Source organism: Xenorhabdus taiwanensis (genome assembly GCF_036512875.1).
GTDB classification, from domain to species: Bacteria; Pseudomonadota; Gammaproteobacteria; order Enterobacterales; family Enterobacteriaceae; genus Xenorhabdus; species Xenorhabdus taiwanensis.
Genome location: NZ_AP028978.1, coordinates 3208739 through 3229454 on the forward strand (window position 1 = coordinate 3208739; position 20716 = coordinate 3229454).

The window sequence follows — 20716 nt, forward strand, 5'->3', positions numbered from 1 at the left end:
TTCTTTTTAAATTCATTAAGTTAATGGTATGAAATTTTTTCATCCGACTCAGATTATTCCGCCGTTTAAGCGACATCCTTTTCGCTATTGCCATGCCACCAGATTTGTGATTGCTATATCTTCTGACTTTTCACTCGCTGCCACATCGCTTCCATGTCATCTAACGTAGCCGTTTCCAGTGATAAGCCTTTGTCGAGGATCAGTTTTTCGACATGACGGAAACGATTCTCGAATTTCTGGCAGGCTTTTTGTAGTGCTATCTCTGGCTTATGTCCCAAATGACGGGATAAATTAACCACCGAAAACAGTAAATCTCCCAACTCTTCTTCCAGTCGATCTTTATCAACTACCGCCTGCTTCGCTTCGTCCATGACTTCATCAATTTCTTCATAGACTTTGCCCAGCACAGGACCAATGGTATCCCAATCAAAACCGACCGAAGCGCAGCGTTTCTGGATTTTATAAGCCTTCATCAGAGCGGGTAAGCTGGCGGGAATATCATCCAGTACCGAATGCTGATCTTTCTCTGCCCTTTCTGCGGCCTTGCGTTGTTCCCAACTGCCGATTGCCTCTTCGCTGCTGATACCCGCTTGTTGATTGAAGATATGAGGATGGCGACGCTCCAGTTTGTCACACACCGCCTCACAGATATCGCCAAAATCAAACTGTTGCTGCTCCTGAGCCATCTGAGCATAAAACACGATATGAAACAGCAGATCCCCCAGCTCTTCTTTTAGCGCGTTGACATCATTGCGCTCAATCGCATCAAGCACTTCATAGGTCTCTTCCAATGTATAAGGGGCAATCGTAGCGGAGGTTTGTACCTTGTCCCAAGGACAGCCATCCTGGGGATGGCGCAACTGCGCCATAATCCCCTTTAGTCGTTCAATAGAGTTCGGTTTCATCTTAATCCATGCTTTATCAATTACCGTGCAAACGTCTGGCTTCAATCACATCAGATAACTGATTGAGCTTCGCCAATACCCGCCCAAGCACTTGCAAGTTATAAATCTCAATGTTCATATCAATGGTGGCAAGCTGTTGCTTGACATCGCTACGGCTACTGACACCCAACACATTGATCTTCTCATTGGCGAGGATGGTCGTGATATCACGCAATAATCCACTGCGATCATTGGCAACAACGCGCACCACAAGTGAATAGCCACTGGAATAACTCTCCCCCCACACTGCATCGACTATCCGTTCCGGTGAGCTGGCTTCGAGTTCCGCTAACTGATCACAATCAGCACGGTGGATGGAGATCCCGCGCCCACGTGTGATAAATCCAATAATCTCATCACCAGGGATAGGCTGGCAGCAACGGGCAATGTGGTGCATTAAATTGCCCACCCCTTCCACAACAATATGACCATTATCTTTGCTGGTATTACGTGGCGTATAGGTTTTGTTTTCCAGGTTGCGAAGCGCTTCGCGATCTTCTTCTTCTGCCGTAATTTTATTGAATTTGCTTTGCAGGAAATTCACTAACTGGTGGATACGGATATCACCAACACCAATGCCCGCTAATACTTCCTCCAACGAGTGAACGTTATAACGGGCTATCAGTTCCTTCTCTGCTTCCTTAACCGTGAGCCCCAGATGTGCCAACTCATTGTCCAGCATCTGGCGACCAGCAATGATGTTTTTGTCACGATCTTGCTTACGGAACCAATTGTGGATTTTTGCGCGTCCACGGCTGGTTGTCACATAGCCAAGGTTCGGGTTCAACCAGTCACGGCTTGGATTAGGTTGTTTCTGGGTAATGATTTCAATCTGATCGCCCATCTGAAGCTGATAGCTAAATGGTACGATGCGGCCGCCTATTTTTGCCCCAATGCAGCGATGGCCGACATCACTGTGAATGTGATAGGCAAAATCCAACGGTGTAGAGCCAATCGGCAAATCAATGACATCCCCTTTTGGCGTAAAAACATAAACGCGATCATCAAATACCTGGCTGCGCACTTCATCCAGCATTTCACCGGTATCCGCCATTTCCTCCTGCCATGCGATCAATTTCCGCAGCCATGCAATACGGTTTTCATAACTACCTGATTTACCGCTAATTGCAGTGCCTTCTTTGTATTTCCAATGTGCTGCTACGCCAAGTTCCGCATCATCATGCATCTGGCGGGTACGGATCTGGATCTCAAGCGTTTTGCCATTTGGCCCCAAAACGACAGTATGAATAGACTGATAACCATTCGGTTTCGGATTGGCAACGTAATCGTCGAATTCATCCGGCAAATGACGATAGTGAGTATGCACTATCCCCAGCGCTGCGTAGCAATCCTGCAAACGCTCGACAACAATCCGCACAGCACGCACGTCAAACAATTCATCAAAGGAGAGGGATTTTTTCTGCATTTTGCGCCAAATGCTGTAAATATGCTTCGGACGCCCGTATATCTCAGCACGAACCCCTTCTTTCAGCATATATTTACGCAAAGTGGTTACAAATTTCTCGATATACTGCTCACGATCAATTCGGCGCTCATGCAATAATCTGGCAATTTTCTTATATTCATCGGGATGTAAGTAACGGAAACAGAAATCTTCCAGCTCCCATTTTAGCTGTCCAATTCCCAGCCGATTGGCAAGAGGAGCATAAATATTGGAACACTCTTTGGCCGCCAGCACCCGCTCATCTTCACTGGCATCTTTCACTTCCCGCAAATGAGCAATACGTTCTGCCAGCTTGATAATCACACAACGAAAATCTTCCACCATCGCCAGCAACATCCGGCGAACATTGTCAACCTGTACCGAACAAGTCGCATCGGTATGAGTGGCTTTCAGTTGGCGAATGGCATCCATTTCCAATACACCATGCACCAGATTCGTGATGGCCTTACCAAATGTTTCTGTCACGGTTTCGCTATCGAGTAGCCTGGCATTAAGGATGGGAAAAAGTAGCGCAGCACGCATACTGTCATTATCCATGCTCAATGTAGACAGGATCTCCACCATTTCCACACCGCGCCATAGCAATAATTCCGCATTGGGGTGACCCTGAACTTTTTCGTGACAATATCGCCAGGTTTCGACCAACTTTTCATTGGATTGTGGGTTAGTAATGTTTAAACTCGCGATCCACTTATCGACCGCAAATTCACCTGCCGGCGTGAGATGCGCACTTCTTACCGCAACCATAATTTCTCCCTACTCGATCTCCATTGGCTCACTGCTAAACAGCGCCATGGACTCTAGATGGCCTGTGTGCGGAAACATATCCAGCATCCGCACACTGACAAGATGATAACCCGCCTCCAACAAGACCTTGCTGTCCCGCGCAAGTGTTGTAGGGTTACAGGAAACGTAAACCACTTTTTCGGGGGTCAATTTTACAATATGTGCCATAACACCCGCCGCACCCGCGCGGGCGGGATCCAGCAGCACTTTATTAAACCCTTGGGCAGCCCAAGGCTGCTGGTGAATATCCGATTCCAGATTCTCATGAAAAAAATCGACGTTATTAAGTTTATTGAGCCGAGCGTTATATTGCCCACTTGCTACCAGCTCAGCAACCCCTTCTACACCCACGGTTGCCTGTACTTGAGTGGCGATCGGCAGGGTAAAGTTGCCCATACCACAAAACAGATCCAATACTCTGTCTGTTGGTTGCAAATCCAGCCATGCCAACGCCTGTTCGACCATTTGTTGGTTAACAACATCATTAACCTGAATAAAATCTTGCGGGCTGAATACCAGTTTCAACCCATTCACCTGATACCACGGTACTGTTTGCCCTTCCATCAACGGTTCAAGGGCTTTTTCTTCACCAAGCAAATAAATCGCTGCATTATATTGCACTGAAAAAATGCGCAGCGTTTCCTTATCTTCGTGCTTAAGTGGATCAAGATGGCGCAACACGATCAATGGTTCACTATCAGCCAATACCAATTCCACATGCCCTAATCGTTTTACCGCATGCAAACTATTCAGGCATTGGTACAACGGTTGCAATAATTGTTCCAGTTCAGGACGCATAACCGGACAGTGTTTAATATTCACCAAATCGTTTGATTGGCTCTGGCGAAATCCCATCAATAATGTACGTTGCCTGGCGTGATATTGCAGTCCGAGCCTGGCTCTGCGCCGATAGCCATATTCTGGGCTGCGAATAATGGGATGTGCACTGATGTTTATTCCTGTTTCCCGCTGGATCAGGTGTTCCAGTACACTGGCCTTAGTTTTAACTTGCAGCTCAGCGGCAACATGCTGTTGCTGGCATCCACCGCACACCTTGAAGTGCGGGCAACGAGGTGTAACGCGATGCGGGCTATCTGATAGCCTTTTCACGACCTTAGCTTTAGCAAATTGGCGTTTTTCTTCTGTCAGTTGGATTTGTGCCTGCTCACCCGGCAATAATCCTGCAATAAAGATAGTTTTTCCCTGATGACGAGCAATGCCTTGCCCTTGTGCATCAAGGTTATCTGCGGTAACGGAAATAATGCCTCGGTTTACGGAGCGACGATTTGGGGAGTAAAATTGCACCATGATTCTGACTGACTTTGAAAAATTGAGTTCTGATTTTCCCACAATGGATGCCTATGACCAAATATAGCCTACGCACCCGTATGATGAGCCTGATATTGGTTCCTGTTTTACTGGTCGGAACGCTTGTGAGTATATCATTTATCTCATACCGCTATTACGAGTTGAAGAGCCTGATAGTCCGCAGTGGGATCAGCATTATTGAACCCTTATCCATCGCCAGCGAGGTTGGCATTAATCTGGACAATTGCCAACAGGTTGATTCATTAATAAACAGCCTGCATCGCCGAAACTCTGAGATTGTCAGGGCAATTGCGATCTTTGATAAGCATAACAAGTTATTCGATATTTCGAATGACAAGTATGATGTCAATCGTTTGCGGCTCACCACCAACGAAGCCATGCCGACAACCTTGTCCAAAATGGAATACGGCAACAGTATCATCCTGAAGATGCCCATTATCTCAGGAAACTCTTCTCCTAATCCCTGGAACACGTCCACCAGCGATACGCCGCCGATTGGTTATATCGCCATTGATTTGGACTTACGTGTTGCCCAGCTCCAGCAATACAAGGAGATTGCCACCTCCATCATTCTGCTGATTTTGTGCCTTGGAGGAACTGCACTGTTTGCCCATGTGCTGGTGCGCAAAGTGACCCAACCCCTCAACTGCATGGTTAAAGCCGTCGATCGCATCCGTCAGGGGCAACTGAACAGCCGTGTGACAGGTGCTATGCCTGGGGAGTTAGCCGCGCTCCAGAATGGTATCAACACCGTGGCAGAATCACTCTCGAAATACAAAGATGAAATGCAGCTTCATATCGATCAAGCCACTTCCGATCTGCAAATTACGATGGAACAGTTGGAAATTCAGAATGTTGAACTGACTATCGCCAAAAAACGCGCCCAAGAAGCGGTCAGGATCAAAACGGAATTTCTGGCCAATATGTCCCACGAATTACGCACGCCGCTTAATGGGGTCATTGGTTTTACTCGTCAAATGTTAAAAACCGTCATTACGCCACAGCAGATGGAATATCTGTATGTCATTGACAGATCAGCCAATAACCTGCTGAAAATCATCAATGATATTCTGGACTTCTCACGGCTGGAATCCAATAAACTGGTATTGGATCAAGTGCCTTTTCTGCTAAGGGATACCGTTAATGAAGTTATTGAACTGCTAACGCCTGCGGCCAATGCGAAAAATCTTCCCCTGCATCACCATATTGATGAAAAGTTACCTAATCTGATGATTGGTGATCCTATTCGCTTGCAGCAAATACTGACTAACCTGATTGGCAATGCCATTAAATTCACGGATAAAGGCTATGTGACGCTGGATATCAAATTACGCCAGCACCACCACCATCTTGTACAGATCGATTTTACCGTAACCGATACGGGTATCGGTATCAAACCCGAATACCGTCCGATTCTGTTCCAGGCCTTCAATCAAGCAGATGCCAGCATTACCCGCCATTACGGGGGAACCGGGCTGGGATTGAGTATCACTAAGCGGCTAGTCAGTGAAATGAAAGGAGACATTGACTTTACCAGTGAAGTCGCTCAAGGGACGATATTTTACTTTGATATCTGGCTGGAAAAAGAAGAATATTCATTCGGATCATTGCCAGAACGTCTGCCAGTCTGTTCGGCATCATCGCGTTTACCTATGACCGTTATGGCAGTGGACGATAATCCCGCTAACCTGAAACTGATCGGTACACTGCTGCATGAACGGGTTGAAAATACCTTGCTGTGCAGTAATGGTATAGAAGCGCTGGAAATAGCAAAACAGCATGCACTGGATCTGATTTTGATGGATATTCAGATGGCGGATATGGATGGTATCCAAACGTCTGAGCAAATCCAACAATTACCCCAACATAAGGAGACACCGATTGTAGCTGTTACGGCCTTTGCCTGCCACGAAGCGAAGAATGCACCATTCATTGACTGTCTTTCCAAGCCCCTGGATGAAAACTGCCTGAAAACATTGCTGAACCAATACTGCCGGCAGAAAAAACCACAAGCCATTGACTGGGAGATGGCGTTGCAGCAAACCGCCGGCAAAGCATCATTGGCGCGGGAGATGCTAGAAATGCTGATGAAATCATTGCCCGACATGAAGGGAATGATTAAACAGGTTTTAACCGCCGATGGTGAAGCGATCCGCAAACACTTTCAGCATCATGTTCACCAATTACACGGCAGTTGTTGCTATAACGGCGTTCCTAAACTGAAAGCTATTTGCGAATTGGTTGAAAAACAACTGCACCAAGGGATTGCTCTAACTGATCTGGAGCCAGAATTGCTGGAATTCATGGATGAGATCAATCATGTAATGGCAGCCGCTCCCGATATACTTGAGGCTACTATGCCACTCGAACCCGTTACTTTGTGACCATAAACTTACGATATTCTTCGTAAGCATAATTATCCGTCATGCCACTGATATAATCCTGAATAAGACGTGCCCGATAATAAAACTCGATCACCTCTTTTTCAGTCTCATCAGTGGCAACGATTCCCTCTACGGCTTCACCGTAAGCCAAACGATGTTTGGTCGAAAGTTTGTGCAGCAAGCGCGTTTCAATAAAATATTGTTTGTGGAAATTATTCTGGTTCAGTTCCATAAAATCCTGACGAGGTAATGCCAGCAAAGGGCTATATACATCCAGCAATCCGGTAATAATCCGGTATCCCTGTAACTCCAGTTCTTCCACTTCAGGATAATTGAAAACCCGTTTACGGGTGACATTTTTCAAGGTTTTCAATAAACGGTGTTCTTCCCCATTTCCTTCCAACAGGGCGTGATTAAATGTACCGGCATAGATTTCAGGCAGATGTTCAATAAACAATTTGGCAGTATAAGGCACCAATTTTCCAGTGATAAACACCCGTAAGTACATGAAAAATTGTTCGTGGATATTACGACGGGCTTCGTTATTGGTGGTTTTCTGATAAGCTTGCATCACTGTAGATTCGAACAAATCGCCTTTCCTGTGTCCTCCGTTTTCTTCCCACTCTTTTTTCAGATATTCCACCAATTGTTTAACATTAAAAATGCCTTTTTCAACCGCATCATCCAAATCTGCGATGCAATATGAAATATCATCTGCGGCTTCCATAATATATGTCAGTGGGAAGCGACAGAACTCTTCCATTTGCAGTTCTTTTCTCAATTCACAGATAAAGCTCTCTTCTGACCAGTAGTAACCTATTTTCTTCATCAGGTAACTGAATTCAGCGGGCGTCTCTTCCAGACGATAAGCCGGACAGGTATATTTCAATATACAGCCAATCTGGGCATAAGTGAGATTCAAGCGCAGCAGATTATGTGCCAGACGGATAGCCTGAGCATTACCTTCAAACTGACATAAATCTCTGCGCAATTGCCGGCGAAATAGATCTTTCTTTCCTTCTCCTGTCAGACGCAATGCCGCGACCGTACAGGCATCCTGCCGATTCTCCGTTTTCAGCGTATGGAGCGAATAGTCAGGATCTAATCGGCGGGAGAACCAATCTTTAATCGCTGCTTCGCCAAAATGACCAAATGGAGGGTTACCAATATCATGCATCAGACAAGCCATCTCAACCAGACTTTCAAAAGCAAGCAAGCGATCACTCAGCCCATATTTTTCCAATAAACCTTGCTTTACCAACTCCGCGATAATCGTTTTTGATATATAGCGCCCTATTTGCTGCACTTCGAGCGAATGTGTCAGCCGGCTGCGTACAGCCGCATTGCGTTCCAGTGGAAAAACCTGTGTTTTTTGTTGCAACCGTCGAATAGCGGCTGAGTTGATGATCCGCCCACGATCACTTTCAAATTGGCGAGTCACTTGTTCTTCATCATCGGGATGAATGGAAGATTTACTGAACTTGCGTTGGTAATTCAACTTCTGCTTGAAATCAATCTTAGACATTAACCCTCCCATGCCAAATGAAACGATTATTTAGAATCGGAATCTGCGGTAAATAACTATTCAATGATACACTTGCTGGTTAAATTGGCCTGTTAATATAGGCATCAATCCATTAATAATAAGCGAGTATGACACAATGAAAATAGGTGTAATAGGTGCAATGGAACAAGAAGTGACTTTATTGCGTGACCAGATTGAAGGTCTGCAAACATTGTCACGCGGTGGATGCGAAATTTATACCGGCAAACTGAATGGCGTTGATATCGCCTTGTTGAAATCGGGTATTGGTAAAGTTTCCTCCGCACTTGGCACCACCTTGTTGATTGAGCATTGTCAGCCAGATATCGTGATTAACACGGGTTCCGCCGGTGGCCTTGATCCTAACCTGAAAGTGGGAGATATCGTGGTTTCCGAAGAAGTTCGCTACCATGACGCCGATCTTACCGCTTTCGGCTATGAACCTGGACAAATGGCGCAATGCCCAGCCGCGTTTATTGCTGACGATAAATTGATCGCCTTGGCGGAAAAATGCATTCAATCTCTCGATCTGAATGCCGTTCGGGGACTGGTTTGCAGCGGTGATGCCTTTATCAATGGCTCTGAGCCATTGGCACGCATTCGAGCCACCTTCCCGAAAGTTGCTGCAGTTGAAATGGAAGCGGCCGCCATTGGTCATGTTTGCCATCAATATAACATCCCCTTTGTTGTCGTTCGTGCGATTTCTGATGTTGCCGATCAAGAGTCCCATATCAGTTTTGATGAATTTTTGGTGGTCGCGGCACGTGAATCGACACGGATGGTTAATGCCATGCTGACTGAACTGAGTAAACAGTAGTCCATCATGTAAAGTGGAGCATCGATCATGCAATCATGGTTGAAAAGAATTCCCCATCGATCCATTTGGCTGGCATTCGTATTCTTTTGGTATAGCTTTTGGTCTGGTTTCAGTGCTCCACTTTATGCGGCCGCTTCCCGTGTTATTAGCCTTGCCCCATCAACGACAGAGCTGGCCTATGCCGCAGGGCTGGGCGACCAGCTCATCGCAGTTAGTGCTTACTCCGATTATCCCGAAGCCGCTAAAAAATTAGAGCAGGTAGCTGATTGGCAAGGTATCAATGTTGAACGGATCATCGCCCTGAAACCTGACCTGATTCTGGCATGGCGTGGCGGTAATCCCCAACGTCCTCTGGAACAACTCGCTGCTTTCGGTATTCCCATTTTTTATTCGGATGTGAAAAATGTAGAAGATGTTGCGTCAGAATTGGAACGACTGGCTGCCTATAGTCCACATCCCGATATAGCTCAGAAATCAGCCACAGATATTCGTGATAAGTTCAATCAATTAAAACAAAAGTACGCTAACCAGAACCCTAAGCCCGTGTTCTTGCAGTTTGGCATGCATCCGATTTTTACTTCCTCTCGCCATACCATCCAAAGTGAAATTGTCTCGGTATGTGGCGGTAAAAATATTTTTGCTGATAGCCCCGTTCCATGGCCACAAGTCAACCGTGAGCAAGTACTTACCCGCAAACCGGAAGTGATCATCATCGGCGGAACGGAAGAGCAAAAACAGCAGGTGGCCGATTTTTGGCGACCACAAATGAATGTCACTATTATCGCTCTGAACGATGACTGGTTTAGCCGTGCGGGACCGAGGGTTATTTTAGCGGCAGAACAGCTTTGTCAGCAGTTGAATCGTCCCAATTAAAATGGCCTCCTAAAATAAGAGGCCATTTATTGCAATAGTGGGTTTTCCAATTAGACACTGAAAGAAGAACCACAGCCACAAGTGGTTTTTGCATTCGGATTGGAAACAACAAAACGGGAACCTTCCAGTCCTTCGGTATAATCCACACAAGCGCCTATCAAATATTGCAAACTCATTGGGTCAACAACCAATTCAACCCCTTGTTTCTGAATCGTCATATCACCTTCGTTAATTTGGTCATCGAAAGTGAAACCATACTGGAAACCGCTACAACCACCACCGGTAATGTAAACCCGCAGGCGCAGGTTCGGGTTATCTTCATCAGCAACCAGTACTTTGACTTTATTGGCCGCGGCATCAGTAAACTGCAAAGGCAATGCAGCATCATCGCTCATACTTTTACTCCAGTCCGGTTTTCCGGTAAAAATTCTCGGAAAGTTATTTTATGCTTTCTGATCAGTTAGCCGAGATTATCCAATACCTGACTGATTCGTTCAAGTTTTGCCACATGAATGTAATAACCCAAAAGATGAAGGGCATATGATGATTTGGCTTCCCTATTGGGGTACTTTAGAATGGTATTCCCATATCCCGTTATCTTTCAGGAGCTTTTATTAATGAGCCAGTCCGAAACGCTTTACTCTCAGGCAAAACATGTGATCCCTGGTGGCGTCAATTCACCTGTACGTGCTTTTAACGGTGTTGGTGGGACACCTGTTTTTATTCAACGTGCTAATGGCGCTTATCTTTATGATGTTGATGGCAATGCCTATATCGATTATGTCGGTTCATGGGGGCCAATGGTTCTTGGGCATAACCATCCGGCTATCCGCAATGCCGTTATTGAGGCTGCGGAACGTGGTTTAAGTTTTGGCGCCCCAACCGCTGCCGAAGTGGAAATGGCAAAACTGGTCACTGAATTAGTGCCTTCCATGGATATGGTTCGTATGGTGAACTCAGGTACAGAAGCTACCATGAGTGCCATTCGTCTGGCTCGTGGTTATACCCAACGTGACAAAATCATTAAATTCGAAGGTTGCTACCACGGCCATGCCGATTGCTTGCTGGTCAAAGCCGGATCGGGTGCCCTGACTATCGGTCAGCCAAATTCTCCGGGCGTTCCCGCTGATTTCGCGAAACACACCTTGACTTGTGTTTACAATGACCTGAGCTCTGTCCGTGAAGCCTTCGAAAAATACCCAGAAGAAATCGCCTGTATTATCGTCGAACCCGTCGCAGGTAATATGAACTGCATTCCACCGTTACCAGAATTCCTGCCGGGTCTGCGTAAGTTGTGTGATGAATTTGGTGCATTGCTCATTATTGACGAAGTGATGACCGGTTTTCGTGTCGCACTAGGTGGTGCACAAGAATATTACGATGTTAAGCCAGATTTGACATCCCTTGGCAAAATCATCGGCGGTGGTATGCCTGTAGGTGCTTTTGGTGGCCGTCTGGAAATCATGGAAAAACTGGCTCCAACTGGCCCTGTTTATCAGGCCGGAACCCTTTCGGGCAATCCAATTGCGATGGCGGCTGGCCTTGCTTGTCTGAAAGAAGTGGCTCAGGTTGGTATTCATCAGCGCTTGAGCGAACTGACCGACAAACTGGCGGCTGGTTTAAAAAATGCGGCATCAACAGCCGGCATCCCGCTGGTAGTAAACCACGTTGGCGGCATGTTCGGTATCTTCTTTACCGATGCGGAAAGCGTTACCTGTTATCAGGATGTCATGAAGTGTGATGTAGAACGTTTCAAACGGTTCTTCCACTTGATGCTGGACGAAGGTATCTATCTGGCTCCTTCTGCGTTTGAAGCAGGCTTTATGTCCATCGCTCATTCAGAGGAAGATATCCAACGTACTGTTGATGCGGCAGCACGTTGTTTTGCAAGACTGCAATAAGATATTCAGTTTTCCGAAATCCCAGACGTCACTGTTTTCCATTTCAGTGGCGTCTGGATAAATATTCACACCAAAGTTCGTATCGCCTGAATAGCTGACATCACCGCCAACACGCCAAGTAATATCAACATTAACCAGCGAAAATGGTGTTGGCTGATACGCGATCTTAGGCGTGTACCAATAAAGAGAGAAAGCAAAGATAATGCTGTTAATATGAGTATCGGCCATAAATAATCTGAAGAAAACAATTCGAACGCTTCCTGGCGTAACACCGCTAATTGACTGATCTTGCCAACTAAAAAGCACAGATTGGCTGCCCGTGCAATTTCATGGCGATCACTGCTCATTGCCAATAAACACATAATCAGGATAGGTGACATCGCATTGGTTGCCCCACCAATAACCCCAGCGGCTAAACCAAACAGCGACAAAATGACCGGATTGTCTGGCAAACGGAAATGACTGCTACGAGTATTGCTGACAATATAAAATGCAATGACACCACTCAATAATAATTGCAAGTAGGCCGGATTAATTAAGAATAAAAGTTTCGCTCCGATAACACTGCCAATTAATGAAAAAAGTGCCAATAAGCCATATTTGTGGAATATCTTATCAATCTTTCCACCTGAAATAACGCTTAAGATATTCACCAATAATGTCGGCCATAAGGCTAATACAACCGCCTCTTTTAATGGCATAAATAGACTTAACGCGGTCGTACTGGCTATTGGAAAACCGATCCCGCTGATACCATGCAATAATGCAGCGGTAATAAAGAGTAAGGATAAAATAAGGATATTCAAGGTGTTATGCCCCTGATTCAATATCTTTCATTGTGTTTTCGCTTTTAGTATATCCCAAAAGGGAAAAAACTGATCAACTAATATGGAGAATCTGGTTGTGGCTAGAGGATTTTGACGTTTTATTTTATGATAAATAAATCCAGTATGTTGCATGAATGCAGGTAGGTAGCTTATTCTATTGTGTATCTGCTAACAAAATAGTTTCTCAGCATGATGGTAAGGTATTATCATTTTTTGGCGAAAACGATTATACCTTACCATCATGCTGTTCAAAAATCCCCCCATAACATGTTACCTGGTTGCCTTTGTTAATCTGGCATATTCTACCATACTTGAATGGTTTTTTGTAATATAATCAATCAAATGCCTAACCAGCCTATGCTCATAGGCTATTAAATAATCTGGATAAATATTCACATTTTTCTTCATATAACTTTTCTTTTCCCTGCAGATGTATTACATAGTTATTCCATACAAATTGCTTTAGACCTGCCCAAGGTGGGACAGTAGGTTTGCCATTCTCCCAAAATTGTACCTTTTCAATAACTTTGGGGTGGTTTCTGTGTCTGAAAATCCATCTTAATTCTTTCCCAGTTATATTTTTATCATATTTTCCAGCTATCCGTTTAATATCTATACCATCAAGTATAAAATGTACATTTATATCCCGAGTTAACTCACTATTGCTTGTATTTACCCATGATAATCCTCCCTTACATTTTCTTCCAATAATTAAACCATTACATTCCCTATGGCTTTCAGTTACACTACAATATTTATTATCATTTTTTAGATGTGTAAAAAAATCTTTTTCATATTTTTTGTAAGTATTAATATTAGCATTAATTGAATCTATTTTTTCTTTAAAGCATTTCTTGTCCTTCAGGAGAGCATTATGTTGTTCCTCATTTGACCACAATTTATTTTCGAGATATATTTCCACAAGGACATTATGTTCTAATTCCGCAGGAATCAAGTAGTCATCAATTATTGTTGGTGGAAATAGTTTGCTATCATACTGATTTTTAGCATCTTCAAAACGGAGGTTTTCATCAATATACTTCTTTCGATTACCACCTAAACCATATATTAAATCACCTACTTTAAATTTTTTAATGAAAGGCTCACGGAATGGCATGTTTCTATTCTCTTTTGATTTAAATTAATTTCATTATAAACACAAGTTTTTTAAAGATATGTCTTTTATTTATATAGTTATTTAAATAAAAATACAAAATGGATAAAAATAAGTAATTATTTTTGAGCATACCTCAGGCACCGAGTTTTTTCTTAAGCAGTATTCGGGTCAATCGAGTTTCCTCCAAAGATAGTTCATTTAATTAAGCTCCCTACTCATTTTCGAGTCGGGAGCTATATTTTATTATTTATCAAAAAATTATCACTGACCAAACATCTCACGTAGCCAGCCAGGCGCTTCTTCTTCATTCTCCTCTATCGGTTGTTGTACCGATTGCTGGCACAGTCTCTGTGGGTCATCAGTCCAAACTGGCAATATTCTGATACCGCCTCCCTCACAGTTGAAACTGCCATCTTCATTGACTGACATATCCGCAATACCTTCCGGTGGACGGTTATTCAGCTCCAGTGGCGTTTCATTTTCCAGATAACGACGATAAATCGTCAGCGCGCCCGTTGCTCCGGTTAAGTTGGTTGGGCCATTGTTATCACGTCCAGTCCAAACAATCGTGACTTCTTTGCCATCAATACCTGTAAACCAACTGTCACGCAGATCATTGGTTGTTCCGGTTTTCCCCGCCAGATTGTATTTACCATATTTTCCAATCAAAGAACGTCCTGTACCTTGTGCTATGACTTGCTGCATACCGTATAGCGTCAGATAAGCGGCCTGTGGCGGCACAACGCGTTCTGCCTGTGGATAGCTCTGGTAAAGCACCGTGCCATCTTCAGCAATAATGGAGCGCAACGCAGAGAGTTTCGCCCGATTGCCACCGCTGGCAATCGTCTGGAATTCTTGTGCCATTTCCATTGGCGTTAGGTTAATCGCGCCCAACAACATAGAAGGGTTCCGTTGGATCTCTTTCGCGGGAATACCCAGTGCAACCAAGGTGCTGGAAATACGATCTAACCCAACATCCAGCCCCAAATTCACTGTCGGGACATTCATTGAGCGTGCTAACGCGTCGATCAACATGACACGCCCACTGAAAGTACGGCTAAAGTTCTTTGGTTCCCACGGCTTTCCGCCCGCCTGAGGGATAGAGATAGGTTCATCTGCCAGCCAGGTATTCAGGCGATATTTATCCGGCTGGCTCAATGCCGTCAGATAAGTGGCGGGTTTAGCAAGAGAACCAATCAAACGACGGGCATTCAAGGCTCGGTTAAATCCGGCATATTGTGGCTGGGAGCCGCCAACCATAGCACGAACTTCACCGCTGAAACGGTCAACAACGACCATCGCCCCTTCCAAATCATCAATCTTGCGGGCTTTTCGCAGGGCAGCAATGCCCTCTTCAACCGATTTTTCCGCCGCATCCTGCGAAACAGGATCGAGGGTCGTAAATATCTTCACTCCTGATAAGTTATTGACTTTATCGCCCATCTTTTCCTGCAATTCCTGACGCACCAATTGCATAAAGGCTGGCTGTGGCGTAATCACCCCGCTTTTCGGTTTTACGCCTAACGGACGGGCACTGAGTAGATCATACAGCTCCTGATCGATGATTTTGCGGTTTTGGAGGATTTTCAAAACGATATTGCGCCGTTCCAGCGCGGCTTTAGGATTGCGCCATGGGTTATACCACGAAGCTCCCTTGACCATTCCCACCAGCAACGCCTGCTGATCCAAACTCAGTTCATCAACCGGACGCCCAAAATAGTACAAACTCGCCAATGGGAAGCCACGGATTTGCTCATCACCACTTTGCCCTAAATAAACTTCGTTTAAATACAATTCCAGAATGCGATCCTTGCTATAACGTGCGTCCATCAGTAACGCCATGTACGCCTCATTCGCTTTACGGCTCAAGGTACGTTCGTTGGAAAGGAACAAGTTTTTCACTAATTGCTGCGTCAGGGTACTGCCCCCCTGAACCGCACGTCCCGCCGTCAAGTTAGCTAAAACTGCACGGGCAATGGAAAACGGCCTGACGCCATCATGTTCATAAAAGTGCCGATCTTCTGTTTCCAGTAAAGTCTGAACCAACAAATCAGAAAAACCGGAACGCGGGACGAACAGACGTTGTTCACCATTTGGCGATTGCATCATGGTGATCAATTTCGGATCAAGGCGGAAAAAACCAAACTGGCGTTGGTTTTCCATGTTTTCAATGCTGGCAAGGTGGCTATTATCAAAGGTCAGTCGTGCCTGAATTTGCTCTTCTTTACCATCAGGAAAATCAAACGGGCGGCGTAGCATCTCTATGCTATTCCCCCTGACTACAAATTCACCTGCTCTGGTGATTTTTGTCACTCTTCGATATTGCATACCTTCCAGTAGATGGATCATTTCGTCCTTGCTGTAATTCATGCCGGGTTCAAGATTGACCATCCGTCCGTACACGGCCGCCGGTAAATCCCAGACTTTTCCGTCAATACGCTCACGAATTTTGTTATCCAGATAGAAACCATAAATGACAATGAGTACCGCTAGCACAATAAAGATCTTTAGCAGCAACCACAAAAACCAATGCCTGCCTTTTTTAGGTGGGCGGGACTTAGGACTACGGGTGTTCTTCCCTTTTTTAGTCATGACTTCATCCTCATCATCGTCATTAAAATCATCATTTTTATCATAGTTATCCCGCCGATTGCGTTGGTTAGATGTTTGCCCACGACGAAGTTCAGATTTTTTACCCTTGCGTCCGATTGGCTGACGATCATCATCAGACATACCGAATTCTCCAAATGTTTATTAATTAACTGAAACAATTACATCTGTTTTTTCACACGCCTGGTCGGTGCCGTGTTGGCAGGATCATCAGGCCATAAGTGTTTGGGGTAACGCCCTTTCATCTCTTTTTGCACCTCACGATAAGATCCCTGCCAAAACGCGGCGAGGTCTTGCGTGATCTGTAATGGACGATGGGCAGGAGATAACAACTCAATGACAACCGGAACCCGTCCTTTCGCCAATACTGGATTTTGCTGTTCTCCGTACATTTCCTGCATTCTCACTGCCAGTGCAGGAGGTTTATCATGGAAATACTGGATAGTGATCCTGCTTCCAGTTGGCACAGTGTAATTAGTAGGCAATTCATTATCCAGTATTTGCCGTTGCTGCCAATCAAGTAATCCTATTAAACAGGAGGATAGTTCAATCTGGCGCAAGCCTTTCAAGTCATCAACACCCTCCAAGGCAGGAAGCAACCACTGTTCAAGGGAGTTCAACAACGCTTCGTCATCAATTGCAGGCCATTCTACCTCCGGTAACCATTCTGTTGCCCTTTGCAGGCGAATGCGCAACTGCAACGCTTCCTGTGACCAATTCAATGCCGATAATCCTTCCTGCCTGACCCAATTCAGCAAGGCTTCCTGTAATTCCGATGCCGAAGGTTTTGCCAATGGCTGGGCTTTGACAATTAATCGCCCACATTGCAAACGCTTCCACGCCCGTAACGAACCTTTACTATCATCCCACTCTACAGTTGTATGTTCAGTAAACAGAAGAGGGTGCTGTTTTATGGCCTGTTCAATGTCCAACGGACAAGCAAGTAAAACCCGTGCCTCAGGCTGGCTACTTCCTTGCTGTAACGAGGGAGCCACCAACCAGGCTTCTCCCGCAAGCGGCTCTTCACGTTCCAGTGCCACCCCCAAGCCATTGGCTAACTGAAAACGCCCAAGGTTATCGCGGTTTTTGGCAATCCGATCTGGGAAACCCTGTACCAATAGTTCAGGTACAAGATCCAATCTGAGGTTCTTAGCATGGCTTGCAAAATTCCTGACGAGCTGATTGGCCCTCTGCTGCCAATGACGCTGATTCGTCGTCATCCAATAGAGAAGATCAGGCTGTCCACGACGTGGGGGTTCTTCCAGAATGGCAATTAATTTCGCTGCTGTTATCAATGCTGCACAGCCTTCGCCTTCTTTACTTTCGCTCTCCTTGGCTGAACACAATATTGCTGCCAACCGCGGTTCACTACCGAATTCTGCCATTTGCCAACCACGGGCAGTCAGTTGCAGGTTATCGTCCAACGCCCCCAGACGCAGCAACAGAGATCTCGCTACCGCTAATGCGGGTTGGGGTGGATTATCCAGCCAATGAAGGTGGGTGCTGTCACGGCATCCCCACTGCAATAAAGAGAGCAGTAATCCACTGAGATCTGAATGTAAGATCTCCGGCTCGCTGTACTCTCTGGCTCTTTCGGCCTGATCCTGACTAAATAAGTGCCAACAGATACCGGGCTCTAATCGTCCCGCCCGCCCTGCCCGCTGAACCATAGATGCCTGGCTGATGCGTTGGGTAATCAAACGCGTCAGGCCACTCTTCGGTTCAAATCGGCCAGATCGTTCCAGTCCGCTGTCTACGACTAACCGGATACCTTCAATCGTCAAACTGGTTTCGGCAATATTGGTAGCCAGAACAACTTTACGCATCCCCACTGGCGCTGGCGTTATTGCCTTGCGTTGTTCTGCCAACGACAATGCACCATATAATGGACACAACAGCGTATCGTCATTGATCTTGCCTGCTAATTGCGACAACACCCGCTGAATTTCACCAACACCGGGCAGAAACAGCAACAACGATCCCGTCTCCTGCTGCAATAACCGCAATACCGCTGATGCAACTGATTGTTCAAAAGGTTGATGAGAGGGAAGTGGATGATATGACCTCATTACCGGATAACTACGTCCTTCTGACACAATCACAGGCGCATCGGGTAATAAAGCAGAAAGGCGCTGGTTATCCAATGTTGCCGACATCACCAGAATACGCAGGTCATCGCGCAACCCTTCCTGTACATCCAGCAACAATGCCAATGCAAGATCGGCCTGTAAGCTACGTTCATGAAATTCATCAAGGATGACGAGAGAGACACCGCTCAGTTCAGGATCTTGTTGCAGCATACGCGTCAGAATCCCTTCGGTCACAACTTCAAGCCGTGTTGCAGCACTGACTTTAGTTTCTGAACGCATCCGGTAGCCTATAGTCATACCAACAGGCTCATTGAATTGTTCGGCAAGACGCTCAGCCACACTACGTGCAGCAATACGCCGCGGTTCCAGAATAATAATGCGCCCAGAAAACTGTGCCTGATGTAAAATCGCCAATGGCAATCCGGTCGATTTTCCCGCTCCCGTTGGCGCATGTAATAACACTTGCTTCGACGTTTGCAATGCAGCAATAACGGACTCCACTACATCATAAATGGGTAAGAAGTCACAAATAGGTAATGACAAAGGATCACCATAATGAATTAACTTTCAATGGATGCCATTGTAGCATTAGCGCCTTTGATTTCATTCGCCCACGGGTTATGAAGGAAAGTTTATGGAATTTTCACCTCCCCTGAAGCCTGCTACCTTAATCCGCCGCTATAAACGCTTTCTGGCGGATGTCCTCACGCCAGAAGGAGAAACACTCACCATACACTGTGCCAATACAGGTGCTATGACAGGATGTGCCACGCCAGGGGATACTGTGTGGTATTCCACATCCGATAATCCCAAACGCAAATATCCTAATAGCTGGGAATTAACGCAAACTCAAGATAGTCACTGGATTTGTGTCAATACCCTTAGAGCCAATGACCTGGCTTATCAAGCTATTGAAAAAAATATCATTTCAGAATTATCTGGATATGAGCACATGAGTCGTGAAATTAGCTATGGAAAAGAGAAAAGTCGTATAGATTTATTATTACAATCAAAACAAAATGTTAACTGCTATATTGAAGTCAAGTCAGTTACATTATTACAAGAAAATTATGGATATTTTCCTGATGCTGTCACAATTCGAGGGCAAAAACATTTACGTGAGCTATCATTGATAGCACAACAAGGCCAGCGCGCTGTTTTATTATTTGCTGTTTTACATTCTGGGATCAGTCAGGTTGCAGCAGCAAAACATATTGACCATGATTATGCTGTTCTTTTGGAACAAGCATGCCAATCTGGGGTCGAAGTAATCTGTTATAAGGCCAGCATGACAGAAAACGGAATGGTTCTAAGTAACAAATTACCTTTCGTATCAATGGGATAATTTGTAAACAAATCATACTGACGAGAGGGGTTTTGCAACATATTTAGGCAGTAAACATGTCTGCCTTCACACCATTGCAAAACTAATGGCAGGAACAATTGCCAACCTCGCAGTCATCTGCTATTTATAGCGGCCTATTTTTTTCCCCTCTTAATCGGGGGGTCGTTTGATAGTGCGTGTGTAAGGAGAAGCATTATGCAAGAAGGGCAAAAACGTAAAACCTCGTCCTTGAGCATTCTCGCCATCGCTGGGGTAGAACCTTACCAGGAAAAGCCAGGCGAAGAATACATGAACGATGCCCAGTTAAAGCATTTCAAGCTGATTCTGGAAGCATGGCGCAATCAACTCAGGGATGAAGTAGACCGTACTGTATCTCATATGCAAGATGAGGCAGCAAACTTCCCTGATCCAGTTGACCGTGCGGCGCAAGAAGAAGAGTTCAGTCTTGAATTACGTAATCGGGATCGTGAGCGTAAGTTGATCAAAAAGATCGAAAAAACGCTGAAAAAGGTCGAAGACGAAGACTTTGGCTATTGTGAGGCCTGTGGAATTGAAATCGGCATCCGCCGTTTAGAAGCTCGCCCAACAGCCGATTTATGTATTGACTGCAAGACGTTGGCCGAAATTCGTGAAAAACAAATGGCTGGCTAACCAATAGGGTTAAGTACGGCGCTAAATGCGCCGT

15 protein-coding genes are annotated in these 20716 nt (G+C 45.3%); 6 read left to right on the forward strand and 9 right to left on the reverse strand.

From position 1 onward, the window contains the following. Positions 1-113: 113 nt before the first annotated feature. The 3 genes from mazG to rlmD are packed head-to-tail and all read right to left on the reverse strand — an operon-like array spanning position 114 to position 4503. Positions 114-905, reverse strand: a complete 792-nt coding sequence (mazG, locus tag ACE1SE_RS14900) for a nucleoside triphosphate pyrophosphohydrolase (RefSeq protein ID WP_374051535.1) — start codon at positions 903-905, stop codon at positions 114-116. A gap of 16 nt (positions 906-921) precedes the next feature. Beyond that, a complete protein-coding gene (gene relA / locus ACE1SE_RS14905; RefSeq protein ID WP_374051536.1) occupies positions 922-3156 on the reverse strand; it encodes a GTP diphosphokinase in 2235 nt (744 codons plus the stop codon). A gap of 9 nt (positions 3157-3165) precedes the next feature. Beyond that, a complete protein-coding gene (gene rlmD / locus ACE1SE_RS14910; protein WP_374053682.1) occupies positions 3166-4503 on the reverse strand; it encodes a 23S rRNA (uracil(1939)-C(5))-methyltransferase RlmD in 1338 nt (445 codons plus the stop codon). Between the two features lie 53 nt (positions 4504-4556). On the opposite strand from rlmD, the gene ACE1SE_RS14915 reads away from it, so the two are divergent. Then, the gene (locus tag ACE1SE_RS14915) at positions 4557-6908 is read left to right on the forward strand and encodes an ATP-binding protein (RefSeq protein ID WP_374051537.1); all 2352 of its coding nucleotides are present in this window, start codon (positions 4557-4559) and stop codon (positions 6906-6908) included. Here the strand turns inward: ACE1SE_RS14915 and dgt are convergent. After that, the gene (gene dgt, locus ACE1SE_RS14920; protein ID WP_374051538.1) at positions 6898-8433 is read right to left on the reverse strand and encodes a dGTPase; all 1536 of its coding nucleotides are present in this window, start codon (positions 8431-8433) and stop codon (positions 6898-6900) included. The genes ACE1SE_RS14915 and dgt overlap by 11 nt on opposite strands. Positions 8434-8569: 136 nt before the next feature. Here dgt and mtnN point away from each other — a divergent pair, with 136 nt between their 5' ends. Then, on the forward strand, positions 8570-9268 hold the full coding sequence (mtnN, locus tag ACE1SE_RS14925) for a 5'-methylthioadenosine/S-adenosylhomocysteine nucleosidase (protein WP_374051539.1): 699 nt from the start codon (positions 8570-8572) through the stop codon (positions 9266-9268). 27 nt (positions 9269-9295) lie between these two features. Continuing rightward, positions 9296-10141, forward strand: a complete 846-nt coding sequence (gene btuF, locus ACE1SE_RS14930; RefSeq protein ID WP_374051540.1) for a vitamin B12 ABC transporter substrate-binding protein BtuF — start codon at positions 9296-9298, stop codon at positions 10139-10141. Positions 10142-10191: 50 nt separating this feature from the next. On the opposite strand, the gene erpA is transcribed toward btuF, so the two are convergent. Then, a complete protein-coding gene (gene erpA, locus ACE1SE_RS14935; RefSeq protein WP_374051541.1) occupies positions 10192-10536 on the reverse strand; it encodes an iron-sulfur cluster insertion protein ErpA in 345 nt (114 codons plus the stop codon). A gap of 222 nt (positions 10537-10758) precedes the next feature. On the opposite strand from erpA, the gene hemL reads away from it, so the two are divergent. Further along, a complete protein-coding gene (gene hemL / locus ACE1SE_RS14940; RefSeq protein ID WP_374051542.1) occupies positions 10759-12042 on the forward strand; it encodes a glutamate-1-semialdehyde 2,1-aminomutase in 1284 nt (427 codons plus the stop codon). A gap of 65 nt (positions 12043-12107) precedes the next feature. Here the strand turns inward: hemL and ACE1SE_RS14945 are convergent, their stop codons facing one another. The 4 genes from ACE1SE_RS14945 to hrpB all read right to left on the reverse strand — a co-directional run bounded on the left by ACE1SE_RS14945 (position 12108) and on the right by hrpB (position 19229). Then, positions 12108-12848 carry a sulfite exporter TauE/SafE family protein gene (locus ACE1SE_RS14945; RefSeq protein WP_374051543.1) on the reverse strand — a complete coding sequence of 247 codons (741 nt, stop codon included), beginning with the start codon at positions 12846-12848 and terminating at the stop codon, positions 12108-12110. A 382-nt stretch (positions 12849-13230) separates the two neighbouring features. Continuing rightward, positions 13231-13986, reverse strand: coding sequence for a hypothetical protein (locus ACE1SE_RS14950; RefSeq protein WP_374051544.1), 756 nt, complete (start codon positions 13984-13986; stop codon positions 13231-13233). A 261-nt stretch (positions 13987-14247) separates the two neighbouring features. Then, positions 14248-16719: a bifunctional glycosyl transferase/transpeptidase gene (gene mrcB / locus ACE1SE_RS14955; protein WP_374051545.1), complete on the reverse strand. Its 2472-nt coding sequence runs from the start codon at positions 16717-16719 to the stop codon at positions 14248-14250. 38 nt (positions 16720-16757) lie between these two features. Further along, positions 16758-19229, reverse strand: coding sequence for an ATP-dependent helicase HrpB (hrpB, locus tag ACE1SE_RS14960; protein WP_374051546.1), 2472 nt, complete (start codon positions 19227-19229; stop codon positions 16758-16760). 91 nt (positions 19230-19320) lie between these two features. Here hrpB and sfsA point away from each other — a divergent pair, with 91 nt between their 5' ends. Then, positions 19321-20031, forward strand: a complete 711-nt coding sequence (gene sfsA / locus ACE1SE_RS14965; RefSeq protein WP_374051547.1) for a DNA/RNA nuclease SfsA — start codon at positions 19321-19323, stop codon at positions 20029-20031. A gap of 195 nt (positions 20032-20226) precedes the next feature. Next, on the forward strand, positions 20227-20682 hold the full coding sequence (gene dksA, locus ACE1SE_RS14970) for an RNA polymerase-binding protein DksA (protein WP_374051548.1): 456 nt from the start codon (positions 20227-20229) through the stop codon (positions 20680-20682). The last annotated feature ends 34 nt before the right edge of the window (positions 20683-20716 follow it).